This is a genomic window from Modestobacter sp. DSM 44400 (assembly GCF_900107175.1).
GTDB lineage: Bacteria > Actinomycetota > Actinomycetes > Mycobacteriales > Geodermatophilaceae > Modestobacter.
Map to the genome: position 1 here is coordinate 35,024 of NZ_FNOZ01000028.1, position 17,219 is coordinate 52,242.

Annotated in this window: 17 protein-coding genes; 11 read left to right on the top strand and 6 right to left on the bottom strand. The window is 74.0% G+C overall.

Annotation, left to right across the window (positions count from 1 at the left end):
- The first annotated feature begins 120 nt into the window (after positions 1-120).
- Positions 121-828 carry a trimeric intracellular cation channel family protein gene (locus BLW04_RS16500; RefSeq protein WP_091543488.1) on the top strand — a complete coding sequence of 236 codons (708 nt, stop codon included), beginning with the start codon at positions 121-123 and terminating at the stop codon, positions 826-828.
- On the opposite strand, the gene BLW04_RS16505 is transcribed toward BLW04_RS16500, so the two are convergent.
- Entirely contained in the window at positions 829-3,684 is a 2,856-nt protein-coding gene (locus tag BLW04_RS16505; RefSeq protein WP_254781691.1) for a SpoIIE family protein phosphatase, read from the bottom strand.
- Positions 3,685-3,850: 166 nt separating this feature from the next.
- Between BLW04_RS16505 and BLW04_RS16510 the strand changes: the two genes are divergently transcribed.
- Positions 3,851-4,948, top strand: coding sequence for an EAL domain-containing protein (locus BLW04_RS16510; protein ID WP_091543492.1), 1,098 nt, complete (start codon positions 3,851-3,853; stop codon positions 4,946-4,948).
- Between the two features lie 95 nt (positions 4,949-5,043).
- Positions 5,044-5,217, top strand: coding sequence for a DUF1059 domain-containing protein (locus tag BLW04_RS16515; protein WP_091543496.1), 174 nt, complete (start codon positions 5,044-5,046; stop codon positions 5,215-5,217).
- 40 nt (positions 5,218-5,257) lie between these two features.
- Here the strand turns inward: BLW04_RS16515 and BLW04_RS16520 are convergent, their stop codons facing one another.
- The gene (locus BLW04_RS16520; protein ID WP_091543499.1) at positions 5,258-6,181 is read right to left on the bottom strand and encodes an aldo/keto reductase; all 924 of its coding nucleotides are present in this window, start codon (positions 6,179-6,181) and stop codon (positions 5,258-5,260) included.
- Positions 6,182-6,535: 354 nt separating this feature from the next.
- On the opposite strand from BLW04_RS16520, the gene BLW04_RS16525 reads away from it, so the two are divergent.
- The 3 genes from BLW04_RS16525 to BLW04_RS16535 all read left to right on the top strand — a co-directional run bounded on the left by BLW04_RS16525 (position 6,536) and on the right by BLW04_RS16535 (position 9,226).
- A complete protein-coding gene (locus BLW04_RS16525) occupies positions 6,536-6,823 on the top strand; it encodes an HU family DNA-binding protein (protein ID WP_091543502.1) in 288 nt (95 codons plus the stop codon).
- Between the two features lie 171 nt (positions 6,824-6,994).
- A complete protein-coding gene (locus BLW04_RS16530) occupies positions 6,995-8,242 on the top strand; it encodes a serine hydrolase domain-containing protein (RefSeq protein WP_254781692.1) in 1,248 nt (415 codons plus the stop codon).
- 39 nt (positions 8,243-8,281) lie between these two features.
- A complete protein-coding gene (locus BLW04_RS16535) occupies positions 8,282-9,226 on the top strand; it encodes an acetamidase/formamidase family protein (RefSeq protein ID WP_091543505.1) in 945 nt (314 codons plus the stop codon).
- Between the two features lie 86 nt (positions 9,227-9,312).
- Here BLW04_RS16535 and BLW04_RS16540 read toward each other — a convergent pair whose 3' ends face one another.
- A complete protein-coding gene (locus tag BLW04_RS16540; RefSeq protein ID WP_091543508.1) occupies positions 9,313-9,870 on the bottom strand; it encodes a DinB family protein in 558 nt (185 codons plus the stop codon).
- A gap of 22 nt (positions 9,871-9,892) precedes the next feature.
- Here BLW04_RS16540 and folP point away from each other — a divergent pair, with 22 nt between their 5' ends.
- Complete coding sequence (folP, locus tag BLW04_RS16545; protein ID WP_254781694.1) at positions 9,893-10,765, top strand: dihydropteroate synthase; 873 nt, start codon at positions 9,893-9,895, stop codon at positions 10,763-10,765.
- Positions 10,766-10,866: 101 nt separating this feature from the next.
- Here folP and BLW04_RS16550 read toward each other — a convergent pair whose 3' ends face one another.
- Positions 10,867-11,454 (bottom strand): DinB family protein, encoded by a 588-nt coding sequence (locus BLW04_RS16550; protein WP_091543511.1) that lies wholly within the window; start codon positions 11,452-11,454, stop codon positions 10,867-10,869.
- 195 nt (positions 11,455-11,649) lie between these two features.
- Here BLW04_RS16550 and BLW04_RS16555 point away from each other — a divergent pair, with 195 nt between their 5' ends.
- The 4 genes from BLW04_RS16555 (at position 11,650) to BLW04_RS16570 (ending at position 15,836) form a co-directional block, all read left to right on the top strand.
- Positions 11,650-12,075 carry a PaaI family thioesterase gene (locus BLW04_RS16555; protein WP_091543515.1) on the top strand — a complete coding sequence of 142 codons (426 nt, stop codon included), beginning with the start codon at positions 11,650-11,652 and terminating at the stop codon, positions 12,073-12,075.
- Positions 12,076-12,179: 104 nt separating this feature from the next.
- On the top strand, positions 12,180-13,778 hold the full coding sequence (locus BLW04_RS16560; RefSeq protein WP_091543520.1) for an AMP-binding protein: 1,599 nt from the start codon (positions 12,180-12,182) through the stop codon (positions 13,776-13,778).
- Positions 13,779-13,893: 115 nt separating this feature from the next.
- Positions 13,894-14,775, top strand: coding sequence for an alpha/beta hydrolase (locus tag BLW04_RS16565; protein ID WP_139306873.1), 882 nt, complete (start codon positions 13,894-13,896; stop codon positions 14,773-14,775).
- 68 nt (positions 14,776-14,843) lie between these two features.
- The gene (locus BLW04_RS16570; protein WP_091543526.1) at positions 14,844-15,836 is read left to right on the top strand and encodes an NAD(P)H-quinone oxidoreductase; all 993 of its coding nucleotides are present in this window, start codon (positions 14,844-14,846) and stop codon (positions 15,834-15,836) included.
- Positions 15,837-15,915: 79 nt separating this feature from the next.
- Here BLW04_RS16570 and BLW04_RS16575 read toward each other — a convergent pair whose 3' ends face one another.
- Together BLW04_RS16575 and BLW04_RS28595 are read right to left on the bottom strand one after the other, a co-directional pair.
- Positions 15,916-16,794, bottom strand: coding sequence for an aminotransferase class V-fold PLP-dependent enzyme (locus tag BLW04_RS16575; protein WP_254781696.1), 879 nt, complete (start codon positions 16,792-16,794; stop codon positions 15,916-15,918).
- Positions 16,719-17,114, bottom strand: a complete 396-nt coding sequence (locus BLW04_RS28595; RefSeq protein ID WP_254781698.1) for a hypothetical protein — start codon at positions 17,112-17,114, stop codon at positions 16,719-16,721. Before BLW04_RS28595 ends, BLW04_RS16575 begins: the two co-directional genes overlap by 76 nt.
- Between the last annotated feature and the right edge of the window lie 105 nt (positions 17,115-17,219).

Below are 17,219 nucleotides of genomic sequence, written 5' to 3' on the forward strand. Positions count from 1 at the left end.
ATGGTCGTCCCGTCGGGCGCGGTCCCGGTCTCCGCTAGAGCTCGCCTCGGACGTCGTCGGTGCACACAACAAGCAAGACCGCCGCCGGCGGGCGAAGTCATCGGCGGGAGGATGTCCGCCGTGGAGCTCCTGGCGGCAACAGCCGAGACGCTACGGGTGCCGGCGGCGGTCGACCTCGCCGCGATCGTGGTCGGCGCGCTCACCGGCGGGCTGCTCGCGGCCCGGGAGGGGTTCGCCGTCTCCGGCGTCCTGCTGCTGGCGGTCAGCGGCGGCCTCGGCGGCGGGCTGATCCGCGACGTCCTGCTCGCCGACGGCCCGCCGGTGGCGCTCACCAACCCCGCGTACCTGCCCACCGTGGCGGTCACCGCGGCAGTGACCTTCTACTTCTCCGGCTGGCTGTCCCGGCTGACCGGGCTGCTGGTGGTGCTGGACGCGCTGACCCTCGGTTTCTTTACCGTCATCGGCGCGCAGAAGGCCCAACTGGCGCAGCTGCCCAGCGCCTCGGTGGTCTTCATCGGCACGCTGACCGCGGTGGGCGGCGCGGTCATCCGCGACGTGCTGCTCGCCCAGCGGGCCGACATCGTGCAGCCCGGCCCGTACAACGCCGTCGCGGCACTGCTGGGCGCCAGTGCGCTGGCCGTGCTGGCCGGCCCGCTGGCCCTGCCACCGCTGCCGGTCGCGGTGCTGGTGATCGTGCTGGTCGCCGGGCTGCGGGTGCTGTCGGTGTGGCGGGGCTGGGAAGCACCGGTCGCGGTCGACCTGCCGCAACGGGCCCGTAGCCGGCTGCTGCTGCGTCGGCCCGGGCGCCAGCGGCGCCGGCGCCCCTGATCAACCCGCGGAGTGGAACTCCGGCGCCTCGTCGTGCACGGCCGGGGAGGGCCCGATGCCTGGGGGCACCCGCTGCGGACCGGCCTCCGGCGGCCGCGGGGCGTCCTGCGGGTGCAGTCGGACGGCGAGCAGAGCGACGTCGTCCTCGGTGTCGGGCAGGTACATCCGCTCCAGCAACCGGTCGCACATCTGCTGCAGCGGGAGGTAGCCCAGCTCGCCCACTACCCGGCGCAGCTCGTCGGTCCCGGCGTCGAGATCACGGTCGCGTCGCTCGACGAGCCCGTCGGTGTAGAGCAGCAGCGTGCCACCGCGGGCGATCGTGGCCACCCGGTCGACGCGCGGGGTGGCCGGCTCCACGCCCAGCAGCAGGTCCGGCCGGTCCTCGTCCAGCAGGGTCACACTCCCGTCGGGAGACAGCAGGACAGGCGGCGGGTGCCCGGCGCTCGACCAGCGCACCCGGGTGGTCCCCTCCTGCAGCTCCGGGTCGTCCTGCTCCAGCCGGGCCACCACGGCCGTGGCCATGGCGTCCAGGTCCAGCCCGCGGGCGGCCTGGTCGAGCCCGGTGAGCACCTCGGCCGGCGTGCCGCCGGTGTGGTACCCGATGCCGCGCAGCAGCCCCCGCAGCTGGCCCATCGACGCGGCGGCCCGGCTGTCGTGCCCTACGACGTCGCCGATCACCAGCACCGTGCCGCCGTCGGGCTGGACGAAGGCGTCGTACCAGTCGCCGCCGACCTCCGCGCCAGCGGCGGCGGGCACGTACCGCACGGCGATCTCGCAGTGGTCCGGCGCCGGTGGGGCGGTGAGCATGCTGCGCTGCAGCGTCTCGGCGAGCTGGCGCTGCTGGCCGAACAACCGCGCCTGATGCAGCGCCAGCCCGGCGCGGCGACCGACCTCCAGCGCGGTGTCGATCTCGGCCTGGGTGTGCGGACCGCGGTCGCTGCCGGTGTACAGCCCGAGCACACCCAGCGTCTGCCCGCGGGAGATGAGCGGGACGGCGAGCCCGGCTGACGCCCCCAGCCCCTCCAGTGCGTCCCGGGCAGCCTGGTCGGGCAGCGCGCGGGCGATGAAGTCCGCGTCCATCGAGGGCAGCACCAGCGGGCGCCCGGTGCGCAGGACGACCCGCGCCGCGGCATGCTCGGTCATCTCGGCGACCATGACCCGCACGTACCGCTCCAGCTCGGCCGCCCGGCTCGGGTCGCGGTGCCCGGTGGCCATGTCCCGCATCCGGCCGCGCTCGTCGTTCACCAGCACCCAGCACCAGTCGCCCAGCGCCGGGACGACGAGCTCGGTCAGCTGGCTGATCTGCTCGGTGATGTCCGGCGTTCCCGACAGCACCCGCCCGGTCTCGGCGAGCAGCTGCAACCGGGCGTTGGCCGCTGCCATCGCCGCCACCGCGGCGTCGCGCTCGGCGTCGGCCTGCAGCCGCGAGACGCTCAGCGCGATCTGGGCCGTCAACGCCTCCAGCACCTCGACGTCGTCGTCGTCGAACGGGTGCTCGGTGCCCCACACCGCCACGAAGCTGCCCAGCAACCGGCCCTCCACCCGCAGCGGCAGGGCGGCGAGGGCGTGGGCATCGAGCAGCCGGGTCATCTCCGCCATCCGCGGGAACCGGGCGGCCGCCTCCTCCGGATCGGCCAGCAGCACCGGCTCGCCGTGCCGGGCCACCCACTGGGTGGGCAGCTCGTCGTCCAGCTGGATCTCGACCCCGTCGGCCGGGACCTCGACCCCCGCCTCGGTCGCCCGCACCTCGACGATGTCCGCCAAGCGGCGGCCCATGTGCACGTGCAGCGCGCCGGAGCCCGGGTCGAAGACGGCGAGGGCACCGGTCGACGCGCCCAGCACCTCGGCACCGCGCAGTGTGATGTGGGCCAGCTGGTCGATGCGGGTCGCGCTGGCCAGGGCCGCGGCCACCTCGGCGATCGCGGTCGTGCGCTGCAGGGACGACAGCCGACGCGCGGCCTGGTCCCGGGCGTCCGTGACGTCGACGGTCGTGCCCAGCACCCGGACCGGTTCCCCGCGCGAATCGGTCACCACCCGGCCGCTCGACACCGTCCACCGCACGTCGCCGCCGACCCGGAGGACCCGCGCCTCGACGGCGTACTCGCCGCGCTCGACCAGGGCCACCCGCATGGCCTCCTGCACCGCCGCGTGGTCGTCGGGGTGGACGTGGCCGAGCAGCCGCTCCATCGAGGCCAGCTCGACCGCACCGTCGATGCCGAAGATCGCCGCGCAGCGCTCGTCCCAGTGAACGGTGCCGGTGCGCAGGTCCCGCTCCCAGATCCCGACCGAACTCGCTTCCAGCGCCACCTCCAACCGGGCGAGGGAGGCGCCGACCGCGGACTGCGCGGCGGACAGCTCGAGCTCGGCGACCACCGAGGTCGCCAGCTGCTCAAGCAGCTCCCCGGCGTCGGCCGACCAGGCACGCGGCACCGGGTCGTAGACGGCCAGCACGCCGACGACGTGGCCGGAGGCGGCGATGAGCGGCGCCCCGAGGTAGGCCGCGACCTCACCGGAGGTGACGGCCGGCAGGCCCGCGACCCGCTCGTCACGGGCCGCCTCGGGCAGGTTGAGCGGCGCTCCGCGGCGGACGATGAGGGCCGACAGCGCGCCGGTCAGCAGGGCCGGCCCGCCGACGGCGCCGTCCGGCAGGCCGTACCCGCCGACGACGACGTCATGGTCGGGAAAGAGGGTGACCTTGGCATGGTCGGCGCCGACCAGCCGCGCGGCCAGGGCGGACAGCCGGTCGAAGGCGGCGGGGCCGGGGACCTCGAGGAGCAGCCGCCGCGCGGACGCGACGCGGTGCGGGTCGTCGAGCGCGTCGGTTTCGGCCGGGCTCGATGCGGGCAGCGCGGACACGGGCTCCCCTCCGGTCGGCCGGCCACGCCGGACGTGTCCCATCTGCGCTCATGCTGTCACGGCCAGCCGGGCGCAGCGGGGAGGTGCCCCGCGCGACGGCTCACCCCGCGGGGTGAGCCGCGCGCCCGCAGGTCAAGCCCGGACGGCGGGCGACCGATGGGACGTCATGTTGGACACCCGCACGATCAGCCTGCCGGACTGCCGTCCGCTGCTCGCCGATCCCGACGACCTGACCGTCGTCTTCCAGCCGATCGTCGACGTGGCGTCGGCCGGCATCGCCGGGTACGAGGCGCTCGCCCGCTTCCCCGGCACGGCCACCCCCGACGTCTGGTTCGCCGCGGCCGCCGACGCGGGGCTCGGGGCGGAGCTGGAGGCGCTGGCCATCATCCGGGCGCTGTCCGCACTGCCGGACCTGCCGGCCGACACGTTCATGGCCATCAACGTCAGCCCACAGCTGCTGGGCAGCGCCCCGGTCATGGCCGCCCTCGCCGCCGTGCCGACGCTGCGCCGGGTGGTCATCGAGCTCACCGAGCACAGCCCGGTCGATGACCTCGCCGTGCTGCGGGAGCAGACGGCGGCGCTGCGCGGGCGCGGTGCGCTGATCGCCATCGACGACGCGGGCTCCGGCTGGTCGGGCCTGCAGCAGCTGGCCGAACTGCGCCCGCAGCTGGTCAAGCTGGACCGGTCCCTGGTGGCCGGCATCGACAACGACCCGGTGAAGATGGCCCTGGCCGAGATGGTCGGCGCGTTCAGCAGCCGGATCGACGCCTGGTTGCTCGCCGAGGGAATCGAGACCGTCGGCGAGCTCGCCGCCTTCGCCCGGCTCGGTGTGCCGCTGGCCCAGGGCTGGTTGTTCGGCCGGCCCGGCCCGGGCTTCGCCACGCTGACCCCCCAGGTGGTCGACCTGATCCGCGGCCAGGTCGCCCGCGCCACGCTGGCCGAGAGCGTGGCGAGCCTGCTGCGGCCGGTGCGCCAGCACGAGGCCGGGGACGACGACGGCGCCCCGGCGCCCTACGTCGTCCTGGACCGCACGGACATGCCCACCGAACTGGTGCTCAGCGACCTGCGCACCGGGCAGGCCTACCGTGCGCCGGTGACCCTGCGGGTCCCGCCGTCGGCCGGGGTCGCCGAGACCCTGCAGCGCGCGCTGACCCGCGCCCCGGCGCAGCGCTTCGACCCAGTGTTGTGCACCGCCCGCAACGGCGAGGTGCTCGGCCTGCTGCGGGTGGAGGACCTGGCCTCGGCCAGCGCCGCCAAGGCCTGACCCGCTGATCCCGGGAACCCTGACCCGCTCCGCGTCGCACCATCCCGGACCACCGACCGGCGGCCCGGCAGCTGTAGAGCTCATGAGGAGCCCACATGAAGACCTTCGCCTGTGGGGACGTCGTCCCCGGCTGCACCGCCCACTTCACCGCTGTCGACGAGGCGGCCGTGCCGAGCCTGGTGGCTGCGCACGCGAGCGCCGACCACGGCCTCGCCACCGTCCCACCGGAGCTCGTGCAGGCGGCGCGCGGCGCCCTGGTCAGCGTGTGAAAGGACCCCGTCGACAGTCGCCGGCGGGGTCGCTGCCGGTTCAGGCGCTCGCGTCGGTGAGGAGCTGCCGCTCCTCGTCGGTGAGCACCAGGTCCAGCATCGGCAGCAGGTCGGCCAGCTGGTCGACCGAGCGCCCGCTGGCGATCGGCGCGGTCACCGTCGGCTGGTCGGCCAACCACCGCAGCGCCACCGCCGCACCGGTTCCGCCGTGCGCGCCGGCCACCTCGGCCAGCGCGGCCAGCACCCGGTCACCCTTCTCCCCCACGTACTGCGACGCGCCCTTGGCCCGCGGCGAGTCGATCTGCTCCCCCGCCCGGTACTTCCCGGTGAGGAAGCCCCGCGCCAGCCCGAAGTAGGGCATCGACCCCAGCCCGTGCTCGGCGACGACGTCGCGCAACTCGGCCTCGTAGGCGCCTCGCTCCATCAGGTTGTAGTGCGGCTGCAGCCCCACGTACCGGGCGACACCCAGCCGCTGCGACGTCTCCAGCGCCTCGGTCACCCGCTTCGCCGAGTAGTTCGACGCCGCGATGTGGCGGACCTTGCCGGCCTGCACCAGCTCGTCGAAGGCGGTGAGCGTCTCCTCCAGCGGCGTGGTCTCGTCGTCGTAGTGGGCGTAGTAGAGGTCGATGGTGTCGGTCTGCAGGTTGCGCAGCGAACGCTCCGCGGCGGCCCGGACCTCCGGGGCGGACAGCGGGTGCTCCTTGTCCCCCGGTGAGGCCTTGGTGGCCACTACCACGCGGTCGTGCATGCCGCGCTCGGTGAGCCACCGGCCGAGGATCTGCTCGGACAGGCCGTTGCCGTACATCTCGGCGGTGTCGACGAACGGGGACTGGGTGCTGGGAACGGCGTCGACGAAGCGGTCCAGGAGCGCGAAGGACGTCGCCTCGTCCGCCGTCCAGCCGAACACGTTGCCGCCCAGGCAGAGGTCGCTGACGGTCAGATCGGTCCCAGGGAGCTGTGGCATGCGCCCCACGCTAGGTCGACCGCGGCGACGTCGCGCGGCGGACCCCCGGGGTGCACAGAACGTGACGGTTGTGACCAACGGGTCGGAAAACCCCGTGAATCCGGGGACAGCGCTGGCCAGGACGGGGGTCGGCATGGCAGCGTGCGCCGCGTTCCTGGTCGACGACGTGGTCGGCCAGACCCGCCCACCGGGCCCCGCGGGATGCTCCTGTCAGCACCACGGGGCACGGTGGAGGCCCCGGCGTCCGCTCCCGGACGACCAGGGTGAGTGCCCGGTGCGAAGCCGGGCACGACGACCAACGGCGTCCACCCCGCACCGGGGCAGACCGCCCGAGACTCCAGGAAGAGGACCACGATGAACAAGGCCGAACTCGTCTCTGCCATCGCCAAGCGCGCCGACGTCCCCGCGTCGACCGTCGACTCCGTGATCGACGGCCTCCGTGAGGAGCTGGTCGAGGCGATCACCCGCGGCGAGAAGGTGGCCGTCCCCGGCCTGCTGACCGTCGAGCGCACCCAGCGCTCCGCCCGCACCGGCCGCAACCCGCAGACCGGCGAGTCGCTCGAGATCGCCGCGGCGAACACCGTCAAGGTGACCGCCGGTTCCAACCTCAAGAAGGCCGCGAGCGCCGTCCCGGTCGACTGAAGAAGGACCCGGCTGCTCCCCACGACGCGCTCCGCGCGCAGCGGGGCCCTGCAGCCGGGCCGTTCCAGCACCGAGCACCACCCGGCGCCCCCGTCCACTTCCTGGCCCCGTGTCAGGATGCGGGCGGGGGCGCCGCTCATCGGGGAGCCGGCCACCGACTCGGGGGTGTCCGTGACTGACGTGTTGACCGACCTGTCCGTGACCACCGACCCTGCGGAGGTCGGGTTCGACGCCGACCGGCTGAAGCGGCTGGACCGCCGGCTGGCCCGGTGGGTCGACGAGGGGCAGCTGCCCGGCTTCCTCGTCACCGTCGCCCGGCACGGGCAGCTCGTGCACGTCGGCCGGGGAGGGCACCGCGACGTCGGGGCGGGCCGGCCCGTCACCGACGACACCCGCTGGCGCATCTACTCGATGACCAAGGCGGTGACCTCCGTGGCGGCGATGTCGCTGTACGAGGAGGGCGCCTTCGAGCTGGGCGACCCGATCAGCCGCTGGCTGCCGGAGTGGGCCGACACCCCGGTCTACGTCGCCGGCTCCGAGCTCAAGCCGGTCACCGTCCCCCAGGTCGAGCCGATCCGCGTCTGGCACCTGCTCACCCACACCGCCGGCATCACCTACGGCTTCCACCACGCCCACCCGGTCGACACCCTCTACCGGCTGCGCGGCTACGAGTGGGGCACCCCGCCCGGCGCCGACAACGCCGAGGTCAGCCGCCAGCTCGCCGCCATGCCACTGCTGTTCCAGCCGGGCAGCGAGTGGAACTACGGGATGTCCACCGACGTGCTCGGCCGGCTGGTCGAGGTGATCGCCGGCAAGCCGCTGGACGAGGTGTTCGCCGAACGCGTGTTCGCACCCCTCGGCATGACCGAGACGTCCTTCGGGCTGCGGCCCGGCGACGACGTCGACAGCCTGGCCCGCCTGTACGGCCCGGGCGTCGTCCCGATGCCGGCACCGTTCGAGGAGGCCGCGCACTCCACGCCGGCGTTCCTGTCCGGCGGCGGCGGCCTGGTCTCCACCGCCGGGAGCTACCTGCGGTTCGTCGAGATGCTGCGTCGCGGCGGTTCGGTCCGGAACGACCCGGACGCCGGCCGGGTGCTCGGCTCCCGCACCGTGGCCCACATGGTGCGCAACCACCTGCCCGGCGGCGTGGACCTGGAGACCTACGGCCGGCCGCTGTACGCCGAGTCCCCGCTGCGCGGCGTCGGCTTCGGGCTGGGCTTCTCGATGGTGCTCGACCCGGCCCGCTACGGCACGGTGGCCAGCGTGGGCGACTACAGCTGGGGCGGCGCCGCGTCGACGGCGTTCTACGTCGACCCGGTCGAGGACCTGACGGTGACCTTCTACACGCAGCTGCTGCCCTCGAGCACGCTGCCGATCCGGTCGTACCTGCGGCAGCTGGTGAACCAGGCGCTCGTCTGACCCGCGCCCGTCCGCCCTCCCAGGCGTCAAGATGGGGTCATGGAGATCCTGGAGCCCGACGAGCGGACGCTGCACGGCTGGTTCGACCCGGGCCTCCCGGCGGCACTGACCGTCGACCCGGGGACGACGGTGCGCATCGGCACGCTGGACTCCGGCTGGTCGACCGGCCCCTACACCGGGCCGGACACCCCCGAGGGCCTCGCTGCCCGGCCGCGGCACCCGGCGCACGACGGTGCTTTCGGCCACGCGCTCACCGGGCCGGTCGCCGTCCGGGGCGCGGAGCCGGGTCAGGTGCTCACCATCCGGATCGACGACGTCGTCCCCGGCGCCTTCGGGACGACGTACTGCGGGCTGCGGCCCACCGCGCTCAACGAGCGGCTGGGCGTGCTGGCCGCGCCGGTCGTGCACCGCTGGACGCTGGACGGCGCCGCCGCCATCGGCCGTAACCAGGCCGGGCACAGCGTCGCGCTGCGGCCCTTCCTGGGGGTGATGGGCGTGCCGCCGGCCGAGCCCGGGCGGCACTCGACCACCCCGCCCTACTGGCACGGCGGAAACCTGGACTGTCGCGAGCTGGTCGCCGGCTCGACGCTCTACCTGCCGGTGACGGTGCCCGGCGGGCTGCTGTCGGTCGGCGACGGGCACGCCGCGCAGGGCGACGGCGAGGTGTCCGGGACGGCGATCGAATGCCCGATGGAGCGCGTCGACCTCACTCTGGACGTGCTGCCGGACCTGTTCGGCGCCCCGGTGCGGACGCCGGTGGCCCACACCCCCGCCGGCTGGGTGACCATGGGCGTCGCCGACGACCTGGACGAGGCGATGGCGATCGCGCTGGACGCCATGCTCGACGTGCTGGCCGCGCTGCACGGCATCGGCCGCTCCGACGCGCTGGCGCTGGCCAGCACGGTGGTGAGCCTGCGCGTGACGCAGGTGGTGAACCAGGTCGTGGGGGTGCACGCCGTCCTGCCGGACGGCGCCGTTCGCTAGCTCAAGGACCCCCTTGCCCCCCGCCACTCGCACGCTCGCGGCGGAACCCTGCAAGGGGGCCGCCGACTCGGGGAGGACGGGGTCCTCTACTCCCCCGTGACGCCGTCGATGCACTCCCGCAGCAGGTCGGCGTGGCCGTTGTGCCGCGCGTACTCCTCGATCATGTGCAGGTAGATCCAGCGCAGTGACACCGCCTGGCCGCGGCGCAGCCCGGCGCCGACGTCGTCCAGGGAGTCGTGCTGGGCGGCCAGCGCCCGGCTGACCTCGAGCTCCTGGGCGAACACGGCGAACTCGCGGGCGACGGCGGTGTCCGGGTCCGGGTGGTCGGTGTCGCGGCCCACCGCGTCGAAGTCGCCGTCGTCGTCATCGAGGCCGTAGTACAGCGGCGGCGCCTGCTGGCCGTCGAGGACGCGCCGGAACCAGGCGCGCTCCACCTCGGTCAGGTGCCGGACCAGCCCACGCAGGCTCATCGTCGACGGCGGCACCGACCGGCTGCCCAGCTGCTCGGCGGTCAGCCCCGCGCACTTGACCAGCAGGGTCGCCCGGTGCAGCTCCAGCCAGGCCTCCACCGCCGCCCGCTCGCCGTCCCGGAACGGCGGGTCGACCCGATCGGGTGCGGGCGGGAACTGCGGCGGTGTCGTCACCTGGGTGATCCTGCCCCTCTGCTTGGCTGACCTCGTGCTGCGACTGGGTTCCCTCGACGTGCCGGACGGCGGACTGGTCGTGATGGCGATCGTGAACCGCACCCCGGACTCCTTCTACGACCGCGGTGCGACGTACGAGCTCGACGCAGCGGTGGCCCGGGTGGGGCAGGTGGTCGCCGAAGGCGCGGACATGGTGGACGTCGGCGGGGTCAAGGCCGCCCCGGGCGAGGACGTCTCGCCGGCGGAGGAGGTCCGGCGCACCGTGGACCTGGTCGCCGCCATCCGCGCGGCCCACCCGCAGCTGCCCATCTCCATCGACACCTGGCGGGCCGAGGTGGCCCGGGAGGCGCTCACCGCCGGCGCCGACGTGGTCAACGACGCGTGGGGCGGGGTCGACCCCGAGCTGGCCACCGTGGCCGCGCAGACCGGTGCCGGGATCGTCTGCACGCACGCCGGCGGGCTGCCGCCGCGCACCCGCCCGCACCGGGTCAGCTACCCCGACGTGATGGCCGACGTCATCACCCGGACGACGGCGCTCGCCAGGGCCGCCGTGGACGCCGGCGTGGACCCCGAACGGGTGCTGGTCGACCCCGGCCATGACTTCGGCAAGAACACCCGGCACTCCCTGGAGGCCACCCGGCGCCTCGACGAGCTGGTCGCCACGGGCTGGCCGGTGCTGGTGGCACTGTCGAACAAGGACTTCGTCGGGGAGACCCTCGACGTCCCGCTCGACCAGCGGCTCACCGGCACCCTCGCGGCCACCGCGGTCAGCGCCTGGCTGGGCGCCCGGGTGTTCCGGGCCCACGACGTGCTGGCGACCCGGCAGACGCTGGACATGGTGGCCGCGATCCGCGGCGACCGGCCGCCACTGCGCACCACCCGCGGGCTCGCCTGACCAGCCGTCGTCGTGCGCTCATCGGGGTCTCAGCGGATGACGAGACCCCGATGACTGCACAAACGCGCGGCGCCGGCCGAGGTGGCGCCGGGGCCTGACGGTCAGCCCCGGCGGTCGACCTGCTCGGCTGCGGCCTGGACCCGGGCCCGGTGCTCGACCCGGTGGGCGGGGTCCTCGGAGCCCAGGTTCGACAGCCCCTCCCGCGCGCCGACGGCGCCGTCGGCCAACTCGCGCACGATGTCGGCGTGGCCGGCGTGCCGGTGGGTCTCCGCGACCAGGTGCACGAGCACCCGGTGCAGCGTCGGCTCCCGGCGCTCGGCGGGCCACCAGGGCACGAGGCCGGTCGCGTCCAGGTCCAGCGCAGCGACGGTCGCGTCGCCGTGGGCCCACACCCGGCGGTAGAGCGCGACGATCTCCTCCCGCGTCTCCTCGGCCGTGGCCCACATGTCCGCCTCCGGCTCGGCGTCGTCCGCGGCCCACGGCAGCCGCTCGGGGAAGGGCCGGCCGAAGACCTCCCCCAGGTAGCCGGCGTCCACTGCGGCCAGGTGCTTGACCAGGCCCAGCAGGTTCGTGCCGGTGGGCGTCAGGGGCCGGCGGACGTCGAGCTCGGAGGCGCCCTCCAGCTTCCAGACCACCACCTCGCGGGCGCGCTGCAGGTAGGCGAGCAGGTCGTCCTTCAGGTCGCTCATGGGCCGGTAGAATGCCCGGTGGCGACGAGCGGGGCCAGCGCGTTCTGGTGGAGTTGCTCGGCGGCGCCACCGTTCGAGGCAGGCAACCGGTCGGCGACCTGGGCTTCGCCGCCTAGCGCGACCGGCGAGGGCACCGTCGTCGGGCTGTAGGCAACCGCCGCACCGCCCTGACGCCCACTCGATAGGTTGCCCGGCATGGCTGACACCGGGTTCCACACCGCCGACGAGCTCAACGCGATGTTGCCGGGCACGCTGCCGGGCCTGCTCGGCATCGTCGTCGACACCCACGAGCCCGGCCGGTTGACCGCCCACCTGGACATCCGCTCGGAGCTGCTGGCCCCCAACGGCTACCTGCACGCGGCCACCGTCGTCGCCCTCGCCGACACCAGCTGCGGCCTGCCCACCCGGGCCCTGCTGCCCGAGGGGTCCACCGGCTTCACTACCATCGAGCTCAAGAGCAACCACCTCGGCACCGCCCGGGAGGGCCGCATCGCAGCCGTCGCGACCAACGTGCACGCCGGCCGGACGACGCAGGTCTGGGACGCGGTGGTCACCAACGAGGCCACCGGCAAGACGATGGCGCTGTTCCGCTGCACCCAGTCGGTGCTGTGGCCGCGCTGAGCACCGCCGTCCTCCGGTCGGGTACTGACTGGTAACCCGCATGGCTAGCGGCCTCCGCCGGGTGTGAGACTGGCGTCACCCCACCGAGTCGAGGAGGACCCACCGTGGCGTTCGCCAGCCGCTATCCCGATGTCGAGATCCCCGAGCTGTCGGTACCGCAGTTCGTGCTGGCTGGTGCCGCTGACCGCGCCGACGCCCCGGCACTGATCGACGGCCTCTCCGGCGAGACGATCACCCACGGCCAGTTGGCCGCCCACGTCGACCGGTTCGCCGCCGCGCTGCACGCCCGCGGCCTGCGCAAGGGCGACGTCGTCGCGGTGCTGTGTCCCAACACCATCTGGTACCCGGTGGTCTTCCACGGCATCGCCGCCGCCGGCTGCGTGACCAGCCCGATCAACTCGCTGTACACCCCCGACGAGATCGCCTTCCAGCTGAAGGACTCCGGCGCCAAGGTGCTGGTGACCATCTCGATGTTCCTGGACCGGGCGCAGGCCGCGGTGGAGAAGCAGCCGGTCGACGAGATCGTCGTCCTGGACGGCGCCGAGGGGCACGCCTCGCTGCTCGACCTGCTCGGCTCCGACGCCCCCTCGGTCTCCATCGACATCGACCCGGCCACCGACCTGGTCACGCTGCCCTACTCCAGCGGCACCACCGGGCTGCCCAAGGGCGTGATGCTGACCCACCGCAACCTGGTGGCCAACGTCAGCCAGTCGCGTCCGCTGGCCGGGGTGGTCGACGGCGAGGAACGGATCATCGCCGTCCTGCCGTTCTTCCACATCTACGGCCTGACCGTGCTCATGAACCAGGGCCTGCAGTGGGGCGGCGCGGTGGTGACCCTGCCGCGCTTCGACCTCGAGCAGTTCCTGCGGGTCATCCAGGACCACAAGATCACCCGGGCGTTCGTGGCTCCGCCGATCGTGCTGGCGCTGGCCAAGCATCCGCTGGTCGACTCCTTCGACCTCTCCTCCCTGCGGAGCATCACCTCCGGCGCCGCTTCGCTGGACGAGTCGCTGGCCCAGGCCGCCCAGGACCGGCTGCGCAAGGGCGCCGACAGCGGCGTCACCGTCGGCCAGGGCTACGGGATGACCGAGCTCTCCCCCGTCTCGCACACCACTCCCGAGGTCGGTCTCGAGCCGGCCGGCACCGGCCCGACCCCGAAGGGGTCGGTCGGCTACGCGATCCCCAACACCGAGTGCCGGCTGATCGACCCGGCCACGGGCGAGGACGCCGGCTCCGGCGAGCGCGGCGAGCTGTGGGTCCGCGGACCGCAGGTGATGTCCGGCTACCTGAACAACGCACAAGCCACCGCCGACACCCTGGACGCCGAGGGCTGGCTGCACACCGGCGACGTGGCGGTCGTCGACGACGAGGGCCGCTACACCGTGGTCGACCGGGTCAAGGAGCTCATCAAGTACAAGGGCTACCAGGTCGCCCCGGCCGAGTTGGAGGCCGTGCTGCTCGGTCACCCGGAGATCGCCGACGCCGCCGTCATCGGTGTGCTGGAGCGCGACAGCGGCGAGGAGCTGCCCAAGGCCTTCGTCGTCCGCGTGCCGGGCTCGGAGCTGACCGGGGACGGCGTGAAGTCCTTCATCGCCGAGCGGGTCGCCCCGCACAAGAAGATCCGGCTGGTCGAGTTCATCGATGCCGTGCCGAAGTCCGCCGCTGGAAAGATCCTGCGCAAGGACCTCAAGGCCCGTGCCTGAGAAAGGACCCCTCCCCCGAGTCCTTCGCAAGCTCAGGCCACGCCGGGGAGGGGCCGGGCTCGACCTGCGCGTGCGGTTGGCCGGCCGCCTGTTCGGTCGCTTCTCGATCGCGCGGATGGACGACACCCGGCTCGCGCGCGTCCAGCAGCACCATGTCGGCCACAACCCACTGACCGACCTGGTCTTCGGGTCGGTAGCCGGGGGCGTGGAGCTGGCCGACGAGACCGTGGCCGGCGCCGAGGGGCCGCTCCCGGTGCGGGTCTACCGCCCGCACGGGGCTGGCGCGGGGCCGCTGCCGCTGGTGGTCAACTTCCACGGCGGTGGCTGGACGATCGGCTCGCTGGATTCGGCGGACTGGCTGTGCAGCAACGTCGCGGTTGCGTTGCCGGCGGTCGTGGTGTCCGTCGACTACCGGCTCGCCCCGGAGCACCGCTGGCCGGTCGCCGCCGAGGACTGCTACGCGGCACTGGTGGACCTGGCCGGGCGGGCCGGAGAGCTGGGCGCCGACCCATCCCGGCTGGCGGTCATGGGCGACAGCGCCGGAGGCAACCTGGCCGCGGTCGTCAGCCTGATGAGCCGCGACCGGTCCGGACCTGTCATCGGCTTCCAGGCCCTGCTCTACCCGGCGACCGACCTCGGCCTGGGCAGCCCGTCGATCGAGGAGAACGCGCACGCGCCGATCCTGACCCGGGACGACGTCGTCGCCTTCCGCGACCACTACCTCGGCGGCCAGGACCCCCACCAGCCCTACGCCTCCCCGCTGCACGCTCCCGACCACCGCGGTCTGCCGCCGGCGCTGGTGCAGGTGGCCGAGCACGACCCGATCCGGGACGACGGCCTGCGGTACGCCGACACGCTGCGCGCCGCCGGCGTCCCCGTGCGCACCACCCAGTACGTCGGGATGCCGCACGGGTACCTGAGCTTCCCGCGGCTGTGCCGTTCCGCTCCGCAGGCACTGGCCGAGCTGTGCCACGAGATGGGCGCCGCGCTCGGGTGAAGGACCCTCTCCTCCCCACCCCTCGCAAGCTCGGGGCGGTGCCCTGGAGAGGGCCTTAAGGTCGGGGCATGCGTGCGGTCACGATCAGCGAACCCGGCGGTCCCGACGTCCTGGGCTGGGGGGAGGTCCCCGATCCGGTCTGCGAGCGCGGCGAGGTCGTCGTGGACGTCGTCGCCGCGGCGGTCAACCGGGCGGACCTGCTCCAGCGGCAGGGCCATTACCCGCCGCCGCCGGGCGCCAGCGACGTCCTGGGCCTGGAGTGCAGCGGCGTTATCAGCGAGGTCGGGCCGGGCGTGACCGGCTGGTCGGTCGGCGACGAGGTGTGCGCGCTGCTGTCCGGCGGCGGGTACGCCGAGCGGGTCGCCGTCCCGGCCGGGCAGCTGCTGCCCAAACCCGCCGGTGTGGAGCTGGCGACCGCCGCCGCCCTGCCGGAGGTCACCTGCACCGTCTGGTCCAACGTCTTCATGCTGGCCGGGCTGCGCGCCGGTGAGGTCTTCCTGGTGCACGGCGGCGGCAGCGGCATCGGCACGATGGCCATCCAGCTCGCCGTGCGGGCCGGTGCCCGGGTGGCCACCACCGCCGGCAGCGCGGAGAAGCTGGCCTTCTGCCGCGAGCTGGGCGCCGAGGTGCTGGTCAACTACCGGGACGAGGACTTCGTCGAGGCGGTGCGGACGGCCACCGACGGGCACGGTGCGGACGTCGTCCTGGACATCATGGGCGCCAAGTACCTGGCCCGGAACGTCGATGTGCTGGCCACCGGCGGCCGGCTGGTGGGCATCGGCATGCAGGGCGGCACGAAGGCAGAGCTGGACCTGGGGGTGCTCATGCGCAAGCGGGCGTCGGTGGCGGCGACCACGCTGCGCTCGCGGCCGGCGACCGGCCCGGGGGGCAAGGCCGAGATCGTGGCGGCGGTCCGGCACGACGTGTGGCCCGACGTCGAGCGGGGCGTCGTCCGGCCGATCGTCGACCGGCGGCTGCCGATGTCGCGGGCCGGCGAGGCGCACGCCCTGATCCAGGCCAGCGACCACATCGGCAAGGTGCTCCTCCTCCCCGAGGACTGAAGAAGAACCCCGCTGCATCCGCCCGGCTGCAGGGCCCCGCGACGAGCGTGCGAGTCGTGGGGGGCAGCCAGGTCCTTCTTCAGGCCAGGTCGGCGACGCACTGGACGACGTGGTCCACCTCGTCGGCGGTGTTGTAGTGCATCAGCCCCAGCTGGACGGCGCCGCCGGTCTCGTTGACCCCGATCGCGTCGAACAGCTCGCGGGCGTAGTAGTCGCCGTCCCAGGCGCAGACCTTGCGGCGGGCCAGCTCGCGCGCGACCTGCCGGGGACGCATCCGGGAGACGGTGAACGACAGCGTCGGCGTGCTGTCCAGCGGCGACCCGAGCACCTGCACGTGCCGCATGGCGCGCAGCGCGCGGTCCAGCCGGGCGAACAGCTCCCCCTCGTACCGGCCGACGGTGGCCATCGAGGCGACCAGCCGCTGGCGGCGGGTGCCCGACGCGTCGGGACACAACTCTGCCAGGTGCTCCACGGCGGCGGCGACGCCGGCGTAGAGCTCGAAGGGAGGGGCGCCCGTCTCGTAGCGGTCGGGCACCCGGTCCGGGGCGGGCACCAGCTTGTGCGGCCGGAACTCCGCCAGCAGCTCGGGGTCGGCGACCACCGCGCCGACGTGCGGCCCGCACCACTTGTAGGCCGAGACGGCGAGGAAGTCCGCGCCGAGCGCGCCCATGTCCAGCAGGACGTGCGGTGCCGCGTGCACCGCGTCGACGTAGACCAGTGCACCGACCCGGTGGGCCCGCTCGGCGATCGCCGCGACGTCGGGACGGGTGCCGATCGCGTTGCTGGCCGCGGTGACCGCGACCAGCCGGGTGCGCGGGGTGAGCAGCTCGTCGTACTGCCAGGCCGGCAGCTCGCCGGTCTCGATGTCGACCTCCGCCCACTTCACCAGCACTCCGGTCTCGGCGGCCAGCTGCATCCACGGGCGAACGTTGGCGTCGTGGTCCAGCCGGCTGACCACGACCTCGTCGCCGGGCCGCCAGCCATCGCGTAGGTCAGCGTGGTCATGCTGGGCCCCAGCACCACCCCCGCCGCCGTCCCGCCCACGAGGTCGGCGACCGCCGAGCGGGCACCGGACACCAGCTGCTCGGCCCGCGCCGAGGAGGGGAAGACCCCGCCGCGGTTGGCGATCGGCACCCGCATCGCCTGGGCGACCGCGCGCACCACGCTCTCCGGGACCAGTGACCCGCTGGGTGCGTCGGCGTGCACGAAGCCGTCGGACAGGCCCGGGAAAAGGCCGCGGACCCGGGCGACGTCCAGTCGCCCGGCCCCCGTTGACATGCGCCGCAGCCTAGAGCGTGTCTGCTAACTGCGGACGCGGTGATGGATGATCATGCAGCCGAGGAGGACACCGCCGAGGTAGGTGGTGGCGTATTTGTCGTAGCG

Excerpts from the sequence above, each read along its gene's own strand:
- BLW04_RS16570 (WP_091543526.1), top strand. The coding sequence starts at position 14,844 with ATGCGTGCGGTCACGATCAGCGAACCCGGCGGTCCCGACGTCCTGGGC.
- BLW04_RS16515 (WP_091543496.1), top strand. The coding sequence starts at position 5,044 with ATGAAGACCTTCGCCTGTGGGGACGTCGTCCCCGGCTGCACCGCCCAC.
- BLW04_RS16525 (WP_091543502.1), top strand. The coding sequence starts at position 6,536 with ATGAACAAGGCCGAACTCGTCTCTGCCATCGCCAAGCGCGCCGACGTC.
- BLW04_RS16550 (WP_091543511.1), bottom strand. The coding sequence starts at position 11,454 with ATGAGCGACCTGAAGGACGACCTGCTCGCCTACCTGCAGCGCGCCCGC.
- BLW04_RS16565 (WP_139306873.1), top strand. The coding sequence starts at position 13,894 with ATGGACGACACCCGGCTCGCGCGCGTCCAGCAGCACCATGTCGGCCAC.
- BLW04_RS16510 (WP_091543492.1), top strand. The coding sequence starts at position 3,851 with ATGTTGGACACCCGCACGATCAGCCTGCCGGACTGCCGTCCGCTGCTC.
- BLW04_RS16555 (WP_091543515.1), top strand. The coding sequence starts at position 11,650 with ATGGCTGACACCGGGTTCCACACCGCCGACGAGCTCAACGCGATGTTG.
- BLW04_RS16535 (WP_091543505.1), top strand. The coding sequence starts at position 8,282 with ATGGAGATCCTGGAGCCCGACGAGCGGACGCTGCACGGCTGGTTCGAC.
- BLW04_RS16520 (WP_091543499.1), bottom strand. The coding sequence starts at position 6,181 with ATGCCACAGCTCCCTGGGACCGATCTGACCGTCAGCGACCTCTGCCTG.
- BLW04_RS28595 (WP_254781698.1), bottom strand. The coding sequence starts at position 17,114 with ATGTCAACGGGGGCCGGGCGACTGGACGTCGCCCGGGTCCGCGGCCTT.